General features: G+C 36.8%; 19 protein-coding genes and 1 pseudogene. 3 read left to right on the top strand and 17 right to left on the bottom strand.

Annotated features, from left to right (window positions below):
• Positions 1–29: 29 nt before the first annotated feature.
• The 13 genes and pseudogenes from QA612_RS02030 to QA612_RS01970 all read right to left on the bottom strand — a co-directional run bounded on the left by QA612_RS02030 (position 30) and on the right by QA612_RS01970 (position 10,065).
• Positions 30–572, bottom strand: a complete 543-nt coding sequence (locus tag QA612_RS02030; protein ID WP_278282062.1) for a chromate transporter — start codon at positions 570–572, stop codon at positions 30–32.
• Positions 569–1,147 (bottom strand): chromate transporter, encoded by a 579-nt coding sequence (locus QA612_RS02025; protein WP_278282061.1) that lies wholly within the window; start codon positions 1,145–1,147, stop codon positions 569–571. Before QA612_RS02025 ends, QA612_RS02030 begins: the two co-directional genes overlap by 4 nt.
• Before the next feature lie 247 nt (positions 1,148–1,394).
• On the bottom strand, positions 1,395–3,008 hold the full coding sequence (locus QA612_RS02020) for a gamma-glutamyltransferase family protein (protein ID WP_278282060.1): 1,614 nt from the start codon (positions 3,006–3,008) through the stop codon (positions 1,395–1,397).
• A gap of 347 nt (positions 3,009–3,355) precedes the next feature.
• Complete coding sequence (locus tag QA612_RS02015) at positions 3,356–4,363, bottom strand: sensor domain-containing diguanylate cyclase (RefSeq protein WP_278282059.1); 1,008 nt, start codon at positions 4,361–4,363, stop codon at positions 3,356–3,358.
• Positions 4,364–4,986: 623 nt separating this feature from the next.
• Positions 4,987–5,208: a hypothetical protein gene (locus tag QA612_RS02010; RefSeq protein ID WP_278282058.1), complete on the bottom strand. Its 222-nt coding sequence runs from the start codon at positions 5,206–5,208 to the stop codon at positions 4,987–4,989.
• 296 nt (positions 5,209–5,504) lie between these two features.
• Positions 5,505–5,642 carry a hypothetical protein gene (locus QA612_RS02005; protein ID WP_278282057.1) on the bottom strand — a complete coding sequence of 46 codons (138 nt, stop codon included), beginning with the start codon at positions 5,640–5,642 and terminating at the stop codon, positions 5,505–5,507.
• A 308-nt stretch (positions 5,643–5,950) separates the two neighbouring features.
• A pseudogene (locus tag QA612_RS02000) lies at positions 5,951–6,202 on the bottom strand (PTS fructose transporter subunit IIA); the annotation flags it as partial.
• 184 nt (positions 6,203–6,386) lie between these two features.
• Entirely contained in the window at positions 6,387–6,878 is a 492-nt protein-coding gene (locus QA612_RS01995) for a hypothetical protein (protein WP_278282056.1), read from the bottom strand.
• A 25-nt stretch (positions 6,879–6,903) separates the two neighbouring features.
• The gene (locus tag QA612_RS01990; RefSeq protein ID WP_278282055.1) at positions 6,904–7,200 is read right to left on the bottom strand and encodes a hypothetical protein; all 297 of its coding nucleotides are present in this window, start codon (positions 7,198–7,200) and stop codon (positions 6,904–6,906) included.
• Between the two features lie 17 nt (positions 7,201–7,217).
• Complete coding sequence (gene tnpA / locus QA612_RS01985) at positions 7,218–7,616, bottom strand: IS200/IS605 family transposase (protein WP_278282054.1); 399 nt, start codon at positions 7,614–7,616, stop codon at positions 7,218–7,220.
• Positions 7,617–7,762: 146 nt separating this feature from the next.
• Positions 7,763–8,521: an SDR family NAD(P)-dependent oxidoreductase gene (locus QA612_RS01980; protein ID WP_278282053.1), complete on the bottom strand. Its 759-nt coding sequence runs from the start codon at positions 8,519–8,521 to the stop codon at positions 7,763–7,765.
• A 78-nt stretch (positions 8,522–8,599) separates the two neighbouring features.
• Positions 8,600–9,691, bottom strand: coding sequence for an A/G-specific adenine glycosylase (mutY, locus tag QA612_RS01975; RefSeq protein ID WP_278282052.1), 1,092 nt, complete (start codon positions 9,689–9,691; stop codon positions 8,600–8,602).
• A 65-nt stretch (positions 9,692–9,756) separates the two neighbouring features.
• Positions 9,757–10,065 carry a hypothetical protein gene (locus QA612_RS01970; RefSeq protein WP_278282051.1) on the bottom strand — a complete coding sequence of 103 codons (309 nt, stop codon included), beginning with the start codon at positions 10,063–10,065 and terminating at the stop codon, positions 9,757–9,759.
• Positions 10,066–10,289: 224 nt separating this feature from the next.
• On the opposite strand from QA612_RS01970, the gene QA612_RS01965 reads away from it, so the two are divergent.
• Positions 10,290–11,276, top strand: a complete 987-nt coding sequence (locus tag QA612_RS01965) for a metal-dependent hydrolase (protein WP_278282050.1) — start codon at positions 10,290–10,292, stop codon at positions 11,274–11,276.
• 41 nt (positions 11,277–11,317) lie between these two features.
• Here the strand turns inward: QA612_RS01965 and QA612_RS01960 are convergent, their stop codons facing one another.
• Positions 11,318–11,584 carry a YfhJ family protein gene (locus QA612_RS01960; RefSeq protein WP_278282049.1) on the bottom strand — a complete coding sequence of 89 codons (267 nt, stop codon included), beginning with the start codon at positions 11,582–11,584 and terminating at the stop codon, positions 11,318–11,320.
• Positions 11,585–11,764: 180 nt separating this feature from the next.
• On the opposite strand from QA612_RS01960, the gene sspK reads away from it, so the two are divergent.
• Positions 11,765–11,914: a small, acid-soluble spore protein K gene (gene sspK, locus QA612_RS01955; RefSeq protein ID WP_278282048.1), complete on the top strand. Its 150-nt coding sequence runs from the start codon at positions 11,765–11,767 to the stop codon at positions 11,912–11,914.
• A 67-nt stretch (positions 11,915–11,981) separates the two neighbouring features.
• Positions 11,982–12,143, top strand: a complete 162-nt coding sequence (locus QA612_RS01950) for a YpzG family protein (protein WP_278282047.1) — start codon at positions 11,982–11,984, stop codon at positions 12,141–12,143.
• A gap of 46 nt (positions 12,144–12,189) precedes the next feature.
• On the opposite strand, the gene QA612_RS01945 is transcribed toward QA612_RS01950, so the two are convergent.
• The 3 genes from QA612_RS01945 to recX form a co-directional block, all read right to left on the bottom strand.
• The gene (locus tag QA612_RS01945; protein ID WP_278282046.1) at positions 12,190–12,507 is read right to left on the bottom strand and encodes a YfhH family protein; all 318 of its coding nucleotides are present in this window, start codon (positions 12,505–12,507) and stop codon (positions 12,190–12,192) included.
• A 188-nt stretch (positions 12,508–12,695) separates the two neighbouring features.
• A complete protein-coding gene (locus QA612_RS01940; RefSeq protein WP_278282045.1) occupies positions 12,696–14,366 on the bottom strand; it encodes an L-lactate permease in 1,671 nt (556 codons plus the stop codon).
• A 141-nt stretch (positions 14,367–14,507) separates the two neighbouring features.
• Positions 14,508–15,320 (bottom strand): recombination regulator RecX, encoded by an 813-nt coding sequence (gene recX / locus QA612_RS01935; RefSeq protein ID WP_278282044.1) that lies wholly within the window; start codon positions 15,318–15,320, stop codon positions 14,508–14,510.
• Between the last annotated feature and the right edge of the window lie 159 nt (positions 15,321–15,479).

Raw genomic sequence — 15,479 nt, 5'->3', positions numbered from 1 at the left:
GAAAACTCCAATCATGGCTTTGTACCAAATTATGTTGATGGTGGAGCTAGAAATAATGCCCCATAAATCAGTGCCCCCAATATAACAAACGCAGGGTGCACCTTTCTCTTTTCAAGTAAATAATAACTAACTACAATTAAAAACAACGTTTGGATCCAACCGCTTTCTAAATAGGATGTTTCCACAAAGCGAACGGTCATTAAACCCAGTAAAACAGCAATTGTTGGTCGAACAATATTGGATAGCAACTTTACCTTAGGTGAATCTTTGAAGCGATATAAAAGGCTTAATAAAATGATCATTAAAATTAATGACGGAGCAACTGTAGCAAACACACCGACAAAGGCACCTAATATACCACCTTCTTCAAAACCAATGTAGCCTGCCATTTTTGTTGCGATTGGACCTGGCAAAGCGTTACCTAGGGCCAATACCTCACCAAACTCCTCTATCGTCATCCAACCAAATCGATGAACTACTTCGTACTCAATTAATGGAATCGTGGCTGGTCCACCACCGTAGCCAATAATACCAGGTATAAAAAAGGCTAGGAATATCTCCCAATAGATCATGGAGTATCACCTTCCTTTTTCGATCCTTTAGCAGTACTTTTTTTCTCTGATCTTTTAAGTAAAACAAAAAGGATTAAAGCTCCGATAACAAAAGCAGGATGCCAACCAATAATTTGAATTATGAGAATAGAAATTACGATTAATGCAATTACGTTTAACCAACCTAAGCTTACCTTCGAGCTTTTAACAAACCCCCAAGTAAGTAAACCTAGCATAACGGCTACTACTGGAAGAACACCGTGCGTCATACCTTGAACCCAGGCATACTCCCTAAATGAAGCCAATGAAGTTAAAAGAACAATCATCAGTATCACTGTTGGCAAAACAGAAGCGATAATAGCATTTAGCATACCTGTCAGCCCTGAGACACGATATCCAATGTAACCTGCCATTTTTGTTGCGATAGGGCCCGGTAAGGTGTTTCCAATAGCTAAAACATCTGCGAACTCCTCACTAGACATAAATTTATATCTCTCTACTACTTCATTATGAATTAAAGGAATGGAGGCTGGTCCGCCTCCATACCCTAACAAACCAACACGTAAAAAAGCCATAAATATTTCCCATTGTTTCATAACCTAGTAAACCTTCTTTCATAAGAAATGCGCAAGGCGCCCCAATTACGCCTAAGTACAGCCTACGTCCTGCAGGCAACGGCGTAATATCGACATCCTGTCTCCCACTGAAATGCAAATGTTCTGGCCGTTAAAAAGTGCTTTTTACTTTTTATACGGACAGGTTATTTGACACGAGGTGATGGCGCATGGAGCTAGACATCGTTCGAAAAAAATTTATAAATTCATATCTTCTAAAATAAACCTATTAATAAACAGCGATAGCTCCGTCAGTTCTTGATTCCGTTCCACCAGCCAGTACTCCAGTGTCTGGATCTCTCCAAATGATTTGTCCACGTCCAAAGCTCCCTGATTCATGCGTTACTTGTACATTGTGCCCTCGACTAGATAATGCCATTGCAATATGATTCGGAACAGTTTGTTCAAGAAGAACTTGTTTGTCCTTCATCCACTGCCACCTTGGAGCATCTAATGCTGCTTGAGGATTTAAACCAAAGTCAATGGTATTCATAATAACCTGCATATGTCCTTGTGGTTGCATAAAACCTCCCATTACACCGAATGGCCCAATTGGAACATTCCCTTTCGTTAAAAACCCAGGTATGATCGTATGATACGTTCTTTTTCCTGGTATTAATGCGTTATCATGGTCAGGGTCTAAGCTGAAATTATGTCCTCGATTTTGTAAGGAGATTCCTGTCCCAGGTACTACAAGGCCAGAACCGAATCCCATGTAATTACTTTGAATAAATGAAACCATATTTCCTTCACCATCAGCAGTAGCTAAGTATACTGTTCCTCCTTTAGGAGGCTCTCCAGCAGTTGGAGTTAAAGCTTTATCACCAATGAGAGATCTTCTCTCTTTTCCATAGCTCTCACTAAGAAGTGCATCAACAGTTGTACTCATATTATCCTGCTCGGTAATATACTTTTCTCCATCAGCAAAGGCAAGCTTCATTGCTTCGATTTGCTGATGGAATGTTTCTTCCGAATCTCTAGCAGTAAATGTATCGTTCTTCAACATATTTAACGCCATTAAGGCAATAAGACCTTGACCATTAGGAGGAATTTCCCATACATCGTAGCCTTTATATTGAACACTAATTGGTTTTACCCATTCTGGTTTATAAGCTTTTAAATCTTCCTTAGTTAAAAATCCGTCGTATTCTTGGGAGAATGCATGCATTTTATCAGCTAATTCCCCTTCATAAAAGGACTTCCCCTTTGTTTTTGCAATAGCTTCCAAAGTAGATGCATGGCCTTCCGATTTCCATAGTTCTCCTGCCTTAGGGGCTTTCCCTACTGGCGCAAAGGTTTCAAACCAGCTATTAAACTCTTCACCTTTTAAAACTTTAGAATATGCCGCTACTCCACGTTCCCAAAAGTAGGCTAATGTAGGGCTAAGTGGGTAACCATTTCTTGCGTAGTTAATAGCAGGCTCCAGCACATCTGTTAGTGGAAGCTTACCAAACCGTTCTGATAATTCTACCCATGCAGAAGGGGCACCTGGAACGGTAACCGGAATCCAACCAAATTTAGGTATTTCTTTTATCCCACGTTCTTTCAGTTTTTCTATTGAAATAGAAGCCGGTGCTGGCCCACTAGCGTTTAAGCCATGGAGCTCACCTTTTGTCCATACAAGTGCAAATGCATCTCCACCAATTCCATTGGAGGTAGGCTCAACAACAGTTAAGCATGCTGCTGTTGCAATGGCGGCATCAATAGCATTACCACCCTTCTTTAAAATATCTAATCCTGCTTGGGAAGCAAGCGGCTGTGACGTTGCAACCATTCCTTTTTGTCCGTATGTAACCATCCGCTGTGATGTATAAGGATAGTGATAGCTGTTAAACGAGACCATTATATATACAACCTCCTACTTTTTTGATAATCATATCATATTTCGATAGTCGAAGGAATGGTTTGTATGTGGTCTATAAGCAGGTTTGCGAATTCTATAATCACTCCCCTTTTCATGTAGGAATGTGTACATACGACAAAATTATGATTGGAGAGTTTTTTACGAATCGGCTATCTAGTGAGGATTCATGAAAGCCGTCAAACCATTGTGCTAATGAGTATGGCAGCTTTTAAAAACAATGTATAAGTGGACAAAGAAAACTTTATTCCAAGGAATCTATAATAAATAAAAAAAAAACAAAAACGAGAGATAAGTAACAACACCACTCGTTTCGTCATATTAACAATCTATTTTCTTTCTTCTTTCACCTTATACATCGCTTTGTCTGCATGTTTAAGTAATGAATCTACATCTTTTCCATCTCTGCCAGCAATGCTAATTCCGACGCTGCCTGCAATATTATGCTCATTTCCATTAATAGTAATTCGGTCATGAATGTGATGATGCAGCACATTGACGAAGTCTTCGATCCCTTTTTCATCATTTGCCATAATTAAAATAGCAAATTCGTCTCCACCCATCCGCGATGCATGGGAATGCTCTGGCAGGCATCTAAGAATCTGGTTGGCAACATGTTGAAGAACTAAATCCCCTGTAGCATGTCCAAAACGATCATTAATTGATTTAAATTTATCCAAATCCATAAGTACGACAGCTAATAATGAATCCTCATCTTTTACTTTATTGTTCATCTCATGAAACCGATCATAAAATAACCGACGATTTCCAAGCTCTGTTAACGGATCATGGTAGGCTAGAAATTGAAGTTTATCTTCATTTTGTTTTTTTATCGTAATATCCCTTAGAATCAGATATGCATGCTGTTTATCCTCCAACTCCATATAATTAGACTTCATTTCCAAGATAAGTGCTTTTCCATTCTCTCGCTTCAAAAACAGTATTTTATTAATTGGAATAGATGAATGAAAAAATTCTGTAAAACTTGAAATATACTTTTCACCATCATATGCTTTCAGTAATGAGACAATATTTTTCTGCAAGAGAACTTCTCGTTCCTTTCCTATCATGTTACAAAAGGAAGGGTTTGCTTCTAAAATAACACCTTTATTATTAATTAGAATTATACCATTAGAGCTGATATTGAAAAGCAGCTTGTACTTATGGTCTGATGTTACAAGAAAGTCAAAACCAACCATCGCATAACGAATAGTAAAGGCAAAAAGCAATATACCGAATGGCGAAAGAAAAGATAAATATAGCCCATATATACTTGCAATATAAACTACAACAAAGGTAATAATGATAATCAACAAAATGATTAGAATGCTTTTCATAATAAAACTGAACCGCTTTAGAACATTTAAACTTTGACCCGGTTGTTTAACATGCTTATAGCCTTTCCTAAATATAAAGATCATCCAGAAGGTTAAGTACACCAGGGCTATTGATATGGAAACTAATAAAGGTGTACTCAATGACTCGATCCGCCGGTTTCCTACTTCCGCTATTTCGTTATAAAAATGAGATGGCATAAACACGATACCTATCAAACCCAAAAGGGGAATTAAAGAAATCAAATGCCACAAAAAGGATATTTTCAGATTGCAAATAAGTAAAATAAAGTAAATTAAACAAGTCATAATAAAATATGTATTGGCATATTTGAAGTATAATACAAAGCTAGTTGCATCTTGTATAGGTAAGAGATTCATGTTGTAATCACTTAGAAATATCATACTAAGCAGGAGTAACAGAATAGCTGTTACTTGATGTACTGTACTGTTTCTTGAACGAAAATAAACCTCACACGCCATAGCAAATAAGAGAAGAAAGGGAATAAAACTTATTAGTAAGTACATATAAAACAATGGAAGCACCTCAAATCCTCACATTACATCATTCCCTGTAATTATGTATTGGTATGCACTTATTTTACCACGCAAATGGTATTTTTCGACTAGTCCTTTTTACATAAGTGATTTGGAAACTCTTGGTGCCACCACCAGTATTGTTGGTGTCTATGAACAGGTTTGCGGATTCTATGAGCAAGTTTTCCTCTTCTATGAGCAGGTTTCACCCTTCTATGAGCAACTTTCGCACTTCTATGAGCAACTTCGCCTCTTCTATGAGCAACTTCCTCCACCCTCCTATGAACACCTTCCCCCCATTCTTTAAACACCTTTCACCCTTCTATGAGCAACGCCCCCAATCCTACGAACAATAAATAAATCGAGTAGGAGGGGGTGACTAACCCCCGACCTCTCACACCACCGTACGTACGGTTCCGTATACGGCGGTTCCCAAAGTCAGACGGTCAATGAGTATTTTTTTCATTGATCGTTATGCTTTTCTGCCTCCTTGTTCACCATCCACTCTCAACACTTCTACGGTTTTCAACAGGATTCACTGTTTATTCCATAGGGAGCTCTTTACAGACATCTGTTTCTTTGAGTGAACATAAACAAAGAGATTATTTCATCCTCCTTTGGGTTCAGCCCTTCCCAGCTTTCCTGGTACTATGGCTTCTGCTGACTTCTGACAGTTCAACGGAAGTTCATACGTCCGCTTACGATAAGAGTATCGCTTCTCTGTCAGACCTCCCAGGGTAAGCACACACTCTTCCTCCCCATGTCCTTGCTTCATTTACTCTGTGTACCCTTCTGCAGTAAGGACTTTGACTTGTTTTGCAGTCTCACCCAAGTACACCTAGCCTCGTATGAAGTTCGTGTTCCTCAAGGCAGGGATTTGCCGCCGACTTCCTTCAGATTCTGAGTCACCCCAGACACCCTTGTCTTAAGCTAACTGTTACTACTGCCTTCACAGTTCGGGACTTGAACCCTAGAGAATGCGCGCATGCCTGGCGCACAAATAAATAGACGATTGAGCAAGAAAACTCAACCGTCTAACAAATGTACCCTTCTTTATTTTAACCTTTCCTCTGCAGGCTTTTTCCAATAACCAAGCATAAGTGCTGATACAACGGCACCTATGGCAATAGCTAAGAAGTATAGAGGCCAATTTTCTACTGCAACAAAAATTACGAAGGCACCACCGTGAGGAGCCATTAATGTGTTTCCAAATAGCATAGCTAATCCACCAGCTAGAGCAGATCCAACAACAATGGACGGAATTACTCGTCCTGGATCAGCTGCAGCAAACGGAATGGCACCTTCCCTGAACCTCCACACGAATGAATTCGGTGGGTTCTAAGGTACTTAAAGGCACTTCCTCTAAAACTATGGTATCTGTTTTAGAGACTAATGCTGTTCCCTTAGACTTTCATGGACAACGCTTGTCCTATTGGACTACGTTACCGTCCTGTCGGCTCGGTTCAAAACCTTATTGCTAATGAGTGGTTTATATTCCCATACTTGCCAATGTATGTTCACTTGTTCTTAATCTATCAATCTCGATGTCGTGGGAATTCTTAAAGGTTACCCAATTTTCGTTACAATCACCAGTGTCGATTTCACATAAATTATCCTTCACATTCATAATCAAAAATGCACTATACAAATCACGCTGTATCTTCATTCCGTTAAAGTCGTTCCAACGTTCACTTACTTTTTTCTTTAGGTATTCTCCGTTAAAATGATTGAACTGACTTGCTTTTACATTAAAGGTATCTATCTTTTTCAACTCATTACCAGCATATTTCAACTTGTTATCTAAAATGTTCACAAGCATGGATGGGGCTTTATTTAATAAGGACTTTCCATAACGTTTTTTACGATTTATCCTACCTGTTTTTTCGTTAATGGTTGTCTGTTTGGTTCGCCTTTGAAGTCCTTTATAGTTCATCGTTTCTACCTTTACATCATCACCAAGAGAGAGTATCCAGTTCGCCATTTTATTGTGATCTTGCTTCCTAACATCAGCTATTTTTCTTGAAGTGATGTTGCATTGGCTTTACAAAGGCATGAATAGAGTATTCGCTTAACTCATGCTTTTTTATCAACTCTCTCAAAGCCTGAGAACGTTCCTTAGATGCTTTCTGCTGTACCCAACACCTATATTCCTTCTCTTGCTTCATACGTCTATAACGCTTCATTAACCTTCCTAGACAGGCATTATACATGTTTCTAGCAATCTCTAATCGCTTGGATAATACATCTTCTTGCCATTCCTCTGTTACGAGAGGGAGAGACAAAGTATAGGATTGTTTAGCCAATGGTATCACCACCTTACTTACACATTTTTTTGATTTTTAATATACTCCTGAACCGTTTCTTCAGAAATATGTCCTACCGTACAACTGAAATAACTCCTTGTCCATAAGCTCGGCAACCTACTTTTTAGGTGCGGGTGTTTTTCCCTAAGAATTCGACTACTAATACCTTTAAAGTCTTTAATTACTTTATGAAGCATTAGTCTAGGGTCAAACTCAATAAACATATGCACATGGTCAGGCATGACCTCTAACGATTTAATAGTTACGTCTTTTTCCTCTGCAATTTGATAGAAAGTCTTTTTCAGATCGTGTTCTACATCATCAACAAGGACTTTCCTACGATACTTAGGGCAAAATATGATATGGAATTGGTTTTTATAAACTATCCCTTTTTTATGGGTATATTCTGTAGCCATTAAATCCACCACCTCTCCACAACTAATTATACCATATGATAATTATTTTGTTACACAATAAACTAATGAAGAGCTAAAAAGAATTGGCACAATTCATCCCCATCAATGAATTAAGGGGCTTTCTTGTGCCATAGTTGTAAATGGGATCAGAAGTTGGCTCTTGATTGTCCTCCATCGACATTCAGAGTTGCTCCTACAACCCATTTTGCACGTGCTGATGAAAGAAAGACAACAACGTCTGCAATTTCTTCAACTGTACCAAATCTTCCTGCAGGAATTTCACTTTCAACAAATTTTTTCATCTTCTCAGGATCTTCATCAATTCTTTTTTGCCAATTTCCACTTGGATGAAGAATAGAACCTGGTGCAACACCATTTACACGAATACCATCTTTAACTAGTTCATCTGCTAAAGATTTTGTGAAACTGATCATTGCTGCTTTTGCACTATTATATGTTGGTTTCCCCCCAGATTCTCTCCCAAAAATAGAAGATATATTTAAAATCACCCCATATTGTTGCTTCTTCATATAAGGAACAGCTAATTGGCTAAAGTGGACGGCGGATAGGTAGTTTAATTCTATTGCCTCTTCAAATTCATCTAAAGAGGTTTCCATCGTTTTACCTCCATTACTTCCACCTACATTATTTATGAGAATATCTATACCACCGAATAATTCAGTGCATGCGTCAAAAGCCTTAGCTCTTTCCTTTTTGTCCATTAAATCAGCTTGAATGATTTCTACTGGTTCTAACTCTTTTTTTACTTCTTGTAATGCTTCTTTTCCCCTAGCAATAACAGCGACTTTTGCCCCTTCCGCAAGAAAACTCTTAGCAATACCCTTCCCAATTCCCTTAGATCCACCAGTTACTAATACTCGTTTTCCCTTTAGTTCTAAATCCATCAAATCTCTCCCCTTATAACGATTTTTATGGAACTTCATTCAATTGCCTTTATATAGCAAAAACTATAACTTACACTCTTAATTATTAATAACTCCTTTCATTATTTTTTGGTGAGAAACTGGAAACGGATACTTATGTAGACTATCTTTTTTCACTAATTGAAAGGTGCTTGAATCAAAGAGAGACTTATCCTGAATCTCCATCATTTCTCCTGTAAAAATTTCAATATCCCAAACTAAATGGGAAAAAATGTGTTTTACCTGAAATAACTGCTTCGGATGAACCGTTACTTTTAATCCACCATTATTTAATAAATACTTTTCAATATCCTCATATCCTTCTGATATTACTTCGACATTTGGAAATTGCCATAGCTTTGCTAATAAACCTGAACTTGGTCGCTGTTCAATAAGCACTTTTCCTTGATTATCAAATAAAACAACTGCCTGCATCTTTTTGACTATTGGTGCAGCTTTTTTAGCTTTTATAGGGAGCTGCTCTTGTACGCCAGCATGCTGTGCTCGACAGTGAGTTCTTACTGGGCACAACAGACATGATGGCTTCCTTGGGGTACATATGAGTGCTCCTAGTTCCATCATTGCTTGGTTAAAATCAGAAGGGTACTCTTTCGAAATAATTTCCGTTACTATCTTCTCAAATTTTTTTCTAGTGGTTACTTTTGAGATATCGTCCTCAATCAATAATAATCGGGAAAGAACTCTCATGACATTCCCATCCACTGCTGGTGCTGGCTTATCATATGCAATACTTAAAATAGCACCAGCTGTATATGGTCCTACTCCTCGCAATTTTTGAACATCACTTGGTTGATCAGGAACTTTTCCTCCATAGCTTTCTTTCACTTCTTTAACGGCTTGATGTAGATTGCGAGCACGTGAATAATAGCCTAATCCTTCCCATGCTTTCAAAACAGTTTCTTCTTCTGCATCTGCTAATGCCTCTATAGTGGGAAACTTTTCAATAAAACGTTCAAAATATGGTATGACGGTATCTACTTTTGTTTGCTGAAGCATTATCTCAGATACCCAGATTTTATAAGGATCTTTCTTTTTTCTCCAAGGTAAATCTCGTTTATTTTCCCTATACCATTCAATAAGATCCTGTTGAAATCCACTTTTATTCCAAGCCTTTATTTCATCTAACGACATATAAACAAATTCCTCCTCTATCCAATAAGAAAACACAAGGCGCCCCAATTACGCTATATAATTATTCATTTTCTTTGGACAAACGCCCAGCAATGAACTTTTTTTATTCCTCCATCTACATATTGATCTAACCTTCCAAATACAGCATGATTAGAATTCTGACGCATCTCTTTAATTGCATGATAATGGGCCATTGTAGGAAGCTTAAACATCTCCACATATAGATGTTTTTGATCAGCTGCTTCGTACCAATCAACTTCTGTAGCACTATACTGTTCCAATTCAACTAATATTTCGTTCATATGTTTTTCATACTCATTAACAAACTCAGGTTTTATCTTATACTCTAAAAAAATCTGTAGCCCTTGATTCATTTCAACATTCTCCTTTTGAAATTCAGTAAATTAGGGTAATAATATGAATAGAACGTAATTTTTTAATTAAACTTGTTTTACGATTTTTTTAAGCATCTAATGAATTGTTGTATATATATAAAATATACAATAATTTTAATATGAGATAAAATTTAAGGAGATACAATCGATATTTTTAATAAAATATATTTATTATACATTCTCATCATCAAGGAGTGAAAAATATGGATACAGGAACCCATGTGGTGATGGGGGTCGCGATTGGTGGATTAGCCACTTTAGATCCTGTTGTTTCAAGCAATCCAGCTATGACCCAAGCAGTTATGATTGGTTCCATTATCGGATCACAAGCTCCAGATTTTGATACAATTTTAAAATTTAAAAATAATTCAACATACCTTAGAAATCATCGAGGAATAACTCACTCCATACCAGCCTGGTTTATTTGGCCTACTGCAATTACGATCCTTTTAGGTATGACAATGCCAGATATAAACTTCATTCATCTATGGCTTTGGACATTTTTTGCCGTTTTCCTTCATGTTTTTGTTGATATTTTTAATGCCTACGGAACAAAGGCACTAGCTCCCATTAAAGATAAATGGATTGCTTTAGGAATCATTAATATATTCGATCCATTTATTTTTTTAACTCACATAGCTGGAATTATCCTTTGGCGTTTTGGAGCTGACCCCGGCTGGACATTTTTGTATATGTATATTTTTCTCATAGGTTATTACTTTTGGCGCATACATGAACAACGGAAGGTTTATAAAGAGTTAAAGGGGCTCCATCCAGATTCCACACATATCTTTATATCGCCAACATTCAAATGGAGTTCATGGCACGTTGTCGTACGAACAAAGGAAAAAATGTATGTTGCAAAAGTTAAAAACAAAAAGGTAAATTACTTTGAAACATATCCATTCGAACCTATTCCAGATGATCCAATTATTAATTCGGCTCGAAAGGATGAAAATTTAAGTGCATTCTTATCCTTCTCCCCTGCCTATCGCTGGGAGGTTACTTTAGAAAAACATGGGTATACAGTTAAATTTATTGATCTAAGATACAGAAGTAAAGGACACTATCCTTTTATTGCAATCGTTCGACTTGACTCTGATCAAAATATACTGTCTTCGTACACTGGATGGATATATAATAATGAAACACTCCAAAGAAAATTAGAGGTCTTTCCTCAAAGTGGATAAAATAACGGCCACAGAAGGGGTCCCTTTGTGGCCGTTTGATTTTAATGATAAAATTTTTTACTTTCAAACAATTCCTTGTATTTTGGTTTTTCAAGTAAGATTTCATGTAAATGCGATCCGTATTGATCAATCCATTCAACAAGAATTTTTTCGGTCATTTCCTTCCCTTTATATTCTCGTCCTGCTTTAGCATAAGTAGTTTCAAAATCCTCCCACATTAGCTCAATCCACGTTCTTGCATCCGAATATGACATATTTTCATTTTGCTCTAACAAACGATGAGTCAAACGTTCAAAATAATCATTCATTTTTTAGACATCCCCCTTGTCAGTATTTACAATTCATTTTACTATTCAATTTACACACAATAGTAATGCTCCATTAGAAAAGATTCTTCTTTACTTGTTTTGTGGATAGTTTTTTCTAAATTACACTTTAGAAATGAAGTAACCACTTTATTTTTATTAAAGTGCTAAGGAGGTTTTCTCTTGCGTAACAAAGCAAAAGGTTTTCCACATCGTATCTCTCTTGCTGGAGAGCCGAGAGCAAAAGCTGAATTTGCATCAAGAAGAGCAAATGATACCATTAATGACCATCCAGCAGAAAGAATGCAAGCTTCCACCAAAGAAAGAGAATAGATCAAACGAAACGTAAAAATAAATTACTTTGTATGTATTTATCTCTTTTTTGAGGAGGGCACTGGTGATGAGCAAAAAAAATCTTCCACAGTCAGGAAAGTTCCATTATAAAGATCCTTTCCATGATCCTAGAGCAAACCCGAAGCACGCTTTCCACCAAGTAAATGGAGAAACGGAGCAAAGCCTCCATAACCGAGTGCTTGAGGTTCAAACTAGAAAAAGATCTTAAATTCCCCGATTAAGGAAGGGCCATTGTGCCTTTCCTTATTTGTTATTTAGTTTAACTTACTCGTCAATAATGAAATTGGTAATGCTTCTTCTTCGTTACTATTATTACGATAACCCCACGCGAAAACACCATTCATATACGAAATTTTAAAAGTATCCTCTTTTGAATCCCGTATTAGATATGTATCCCCTGAATTAAAAACAGATGGATCCATCATATATGCTTGAGCCATTGTTATTTTTCTTTCATGCACTGCATATTCGTTAACCATTCCCATTTGTTCTGCTTTTTGTGCTTTTACCTTTAAGTCACCGATTTCGTCCATTAATTCTTTTTGTGTCATTTCGCTATAACGTTTATCCATAGTCTCCACCTCGTACATCTATATGTTTGTGATTTTTATTATAAGAAATTAAAGTTAGTAAGAAAAGAAATGAGGCTTAATATAATTAAAAATATTTTATTGTTTTAGTCTTAGGTTCTGTTAATCTTCAATGTTGATTATTGCTTCTCTATGCTAAAATTACACCTATCCTTTTAACATAACTAGTCTTAAAAAATCATGATTATAATAAATCCAACAATCCCTGAAAAGAAGGCGTAGTAAAGCATTGGGACAATTGTCATTCGTATGATCATACCTTCTTTTCCAACTAGTCCTACTACAGATGCTGCCGCAACTACATTTAATACACAAATCATGTTACCTGCATTTGCACCAAGTACCTGCAAAGAAAGAATAAGTCGAGGATCTACTGCAATTTGATCTGCTACACTGGTTTGAAATAATGCAAACATCATATTACTAAAGGTTGCACTACCTGAAATAAATGATCCCAATGCACCGATTATTGGTGCAACAAGAGGCCAAGCTCCCCCCATTAAAGTAGATACTGTATTTGCTAATTCTAGAGGCATACTTTCTAGGCCACTATTGTTCATACCTGAATTAATGAATATTCGAACCATTGGGACTGCTGTAAATAGGGTAATAGCAGTACCGACAATTGACCTACTCGAACGACTAAAAGCTTCAAGAGCTTCATTTTTGTTCATTCTATGAATAACAATGGTACATAATACAACAAGAATAAATACAAAGCCCGGTAAATAAAATGGTTCAAGGTTGGCACTAATAGAAGATCCCAATATTTCTGACCATTCAACTTGAACACGTCGTAACCATTGCTTAAAAGGAAGTACCTCTAAACGAGTCAAAACAAGGAGTAAACCTACTAATAAGTATGGGATCCATGCTAAAACTAACGGAAGTTTCTTTTTTTCCTCGTCTAAATCATCAGTGTTCATTAAGTTACCAATCCAGCCTTGATGCCAATATTCCTCCTTTGGAAAATCCCACTGTTCTTTCGGGAGCAAAAATCCTTTTTTAACTGCTGGAATTACAATTACCAGTCCAATTAATCCACCAAATATAGATGGGAATTCTGGCCCTAAAAAATTGGCAACTAAAAACGCTGGAACAGTAAAGCTTAATCCTGCAAAAATGGCAAATTTCCAAATTGATAGTCCTTCTTTCCAGGAACGGTTTTCTCCAAAAAAACGTGTAAGCATCGCAACGATTATGAGGGGCATAAACGTCCCAACAAATATATCGATCTGCATTACTTGTGCTGCAATTTCCCGAATAAAAACAAAAATCCCTCCACTTGCAGCAACGTAAGGCTCTGCAATAGCTGTCACTTGTGCACCTTCTTGTAACCCTTGTTCTATTCCAACAATTACCGGAGTTCCTACAGCACCAAAGGAAACAGGACTACTATCAGCAATTAACGCTAAAACAACAGCTGCCAATGGAGGAAATCCTAAGGCAACTAGAAGTGGAGCTCCAATTGCTGGTGGTGTTCCAAATCCTGCAGCACCCTCAATAAAAGCACCAAACAACCATGAAACGATAATAAGCTGGACTCTTCGATCACCGGATATTCCCATAAAGCTAGAACGGATAGTATCTATTGCTCCAGAAGACTTTAATGTATTTAATAAAAGAATGGCACCAAAAACGATATATAAAATGGATACACCCACTATAATACCTTCAATTATGGATGCAGCCAAGATTTGAAAAGGAACCTTCCAATATATAAATGCTAGTATCGCTGTAGCTATTAAACTTATGGTCATGGCTTTTACTGCTGACATTCGCATAACAACTAGAAATAAAAGAACTGAAATAATGGGGGTTAACGCAATAAAAGTCGTCATCTTAAACGTATCCTTTCTAATTTAAAGTGTTTTAAAGGCATACTATTAAATTAAGATTGCTTAGATTATTCTTCCCATAATTACAGTTCTTATTTTATAGACAACACGTCGGCGCAAATTTTCAATTGCATAAAGGTCGGACTATTCCAACTCTTCCTCCTGTATCCACCTTTCAATAAGCTCCATTGAAAAACCTTTTTGATATAAATTCTTTTTTAGCCTTTGATTTAATTCCCATCCTTCATATTTACTTAACTTTTTCAAAGCCTTTTCACCTTGTTTTTGTATAGCAATCCATTCCCCTGCTCCATCATCATCTTCCTGCTGAAGCTCATCAATTGCTTTATTAATAATGGAAGAAGTAAATCCTCGTTGCACTAAAAATTGGTATAGTTTCTGCTTCCGTTGCTTTTGTCCCTCCAACTTATAGCTGGATTGTTTCTTTGTTATAGCTTTGATTGCATTATCAAGCTGCTCTTCTTCCGGATATTCTAGAATTGCTTTATCAATTTGTTGTTGAGAAATTCCTTTTTCATATAGCTCTTGTTCAATTAAAAGTGGCCCTTTTTTCTGTGTATTTTTTTTCGTTCTAACAAATGCTTCTGCAAAAGCTTGATCATCCAATAAGTTCAGGTCTTTTAAACGATCAATAAGTTGCTCAGCATCCTCCTTTTGCACTTCTTGATCCAATAAGTATTGAAAAATTTCTTTTCTCGATCGCATTCGGTAGGATAGATAATTCAACACCTTTTGAAAAGCTTTATCGAGGTTATCCTCTTCACGAATTAAATCTAGGTCGTCTTCGCTGAGTTCCACCCCTTTACTTAACTGTCGTTTTACCAAAACATCCTCTGAAACAGTTACAGCATATTCATCTCCATTTCCTCTATCAACATAAATATGAAAGCGATCCTTCCTTCGTTTGGCAATACTAATTTTTGAAATCTGCGGCACATTCTCCCCCCCAATACAAATACCGACTGTTTTTCTTTATCCTATCATATTAATCGAGACTTTTAGTTTGATTTTTTTAATAAAAAGGAAAATGATAGCTATAAGTTATCCTTTAAATAGTAGGTCTACCCTGAAATAAGAACGTTTCAGGAGTGAAGG

Source organism: Evansella sp. AB-P1 (assembly GCF_029688925.1).
Lineage (GTDB): Bacteria > Bacillota > Bacilli > Bacillales > Salisediminibacteriaceae > Evansella.
This window is presented reverse-complemented; position numbering and strand designations above follow the sequence as displayed.

Coding starts and splice junctions, on each gene's coding strand:
- QA612_RS01950 (WP_278282047.1), top strand. CDS start 11,982: ATGAGCAAAAAAAATCTTCCACAGTCAGGAAAGTTCCATTATAAAGAT.
- QA612_RS01980 (WP_278282053.1), bottom strand. CDS start 8,521: ATGGATTTAGAACTAAAGGGAAAACGAGTATTAGTAACTGGTGGATCT.
- tnpA (WP_278282054.1), bottom strand. CDS start 7,616: ATGGCTACAGAATATACCCATAAAAAAGGGATAGTTTATAAAAACCAA.
- QA612_RS01995 (WP_278282056.1), bottom strand. CDS start 6,878: ATGGCGAACTGGATACTCTCTCTTGGTGATGATGTAAAGGTAGAAACG.
- mutY (WP_278282052.1), bottom strand. CDS start 9,691: ATGTCGTTAGATGAAATAAAGGCTTGGAATAAAAGTGGATTTCAACAG.
- QA612_RS02015 (WP_278282059.1), bottom strand. CDS start 4,363: ATGAAAAGCATTCTAATCATTTTGTTGATTATCATTATTACCTTTGTT.
- QA612_RS02020 (WP_278282060.1), bottom strand. CDS start 3,008: ATGGTCTCGTTTAACAGCTATCACTATCCTTATACATCACAGCGGATG.
- QA612_RS01965 (WP_278282050.1), top strand. CDS start 10,290: ATGGATACAGGAACCCATGTGGTGATGGGGGTCGCGATTGGTGGATTA.
- QA612_RS01960 (WP_278282049.1), bottom strand. CDS start 11,584: ATGAATGATTATTTTGAACGTTTGACTCATCGTTTGTTAGAGCAAAAT.
- QA612_RS01970 (WP_278282051.1), bottom strand. CDS start 10,065: ATGAATCAAGGGCTACAGATTTTTTTAGAGTATAAGATAAAACCTGAG.
- QA612_RS01945 (WP_278282046.1), bottom strand. CDS start 12,507: ATGGATAAACGTTATAGCGAAATGACACAAAAAGAATTAATGGACGAA.
- QA612_RS02030 (WP_278282062.1), bottom strand. CDS start 572: ATGATCTATTGGGAGATATTCCTAGCCTTTTTTATACCTGGTATTATT.
- QA612_RS02025 (WP_278282061.1), bottom strand. CDS start 1,147: ATGAAACAATGGGAAATATTTATGGCTTTTTTACGTGTTGGTTTGTTA.
- QA612_RS01940 (WP_278282045.1), bottom strand. CDS start 14,366: ATGACGACTTTTATTGCGTTAACCCCCATTATTTCAGTTCTTTTATTT.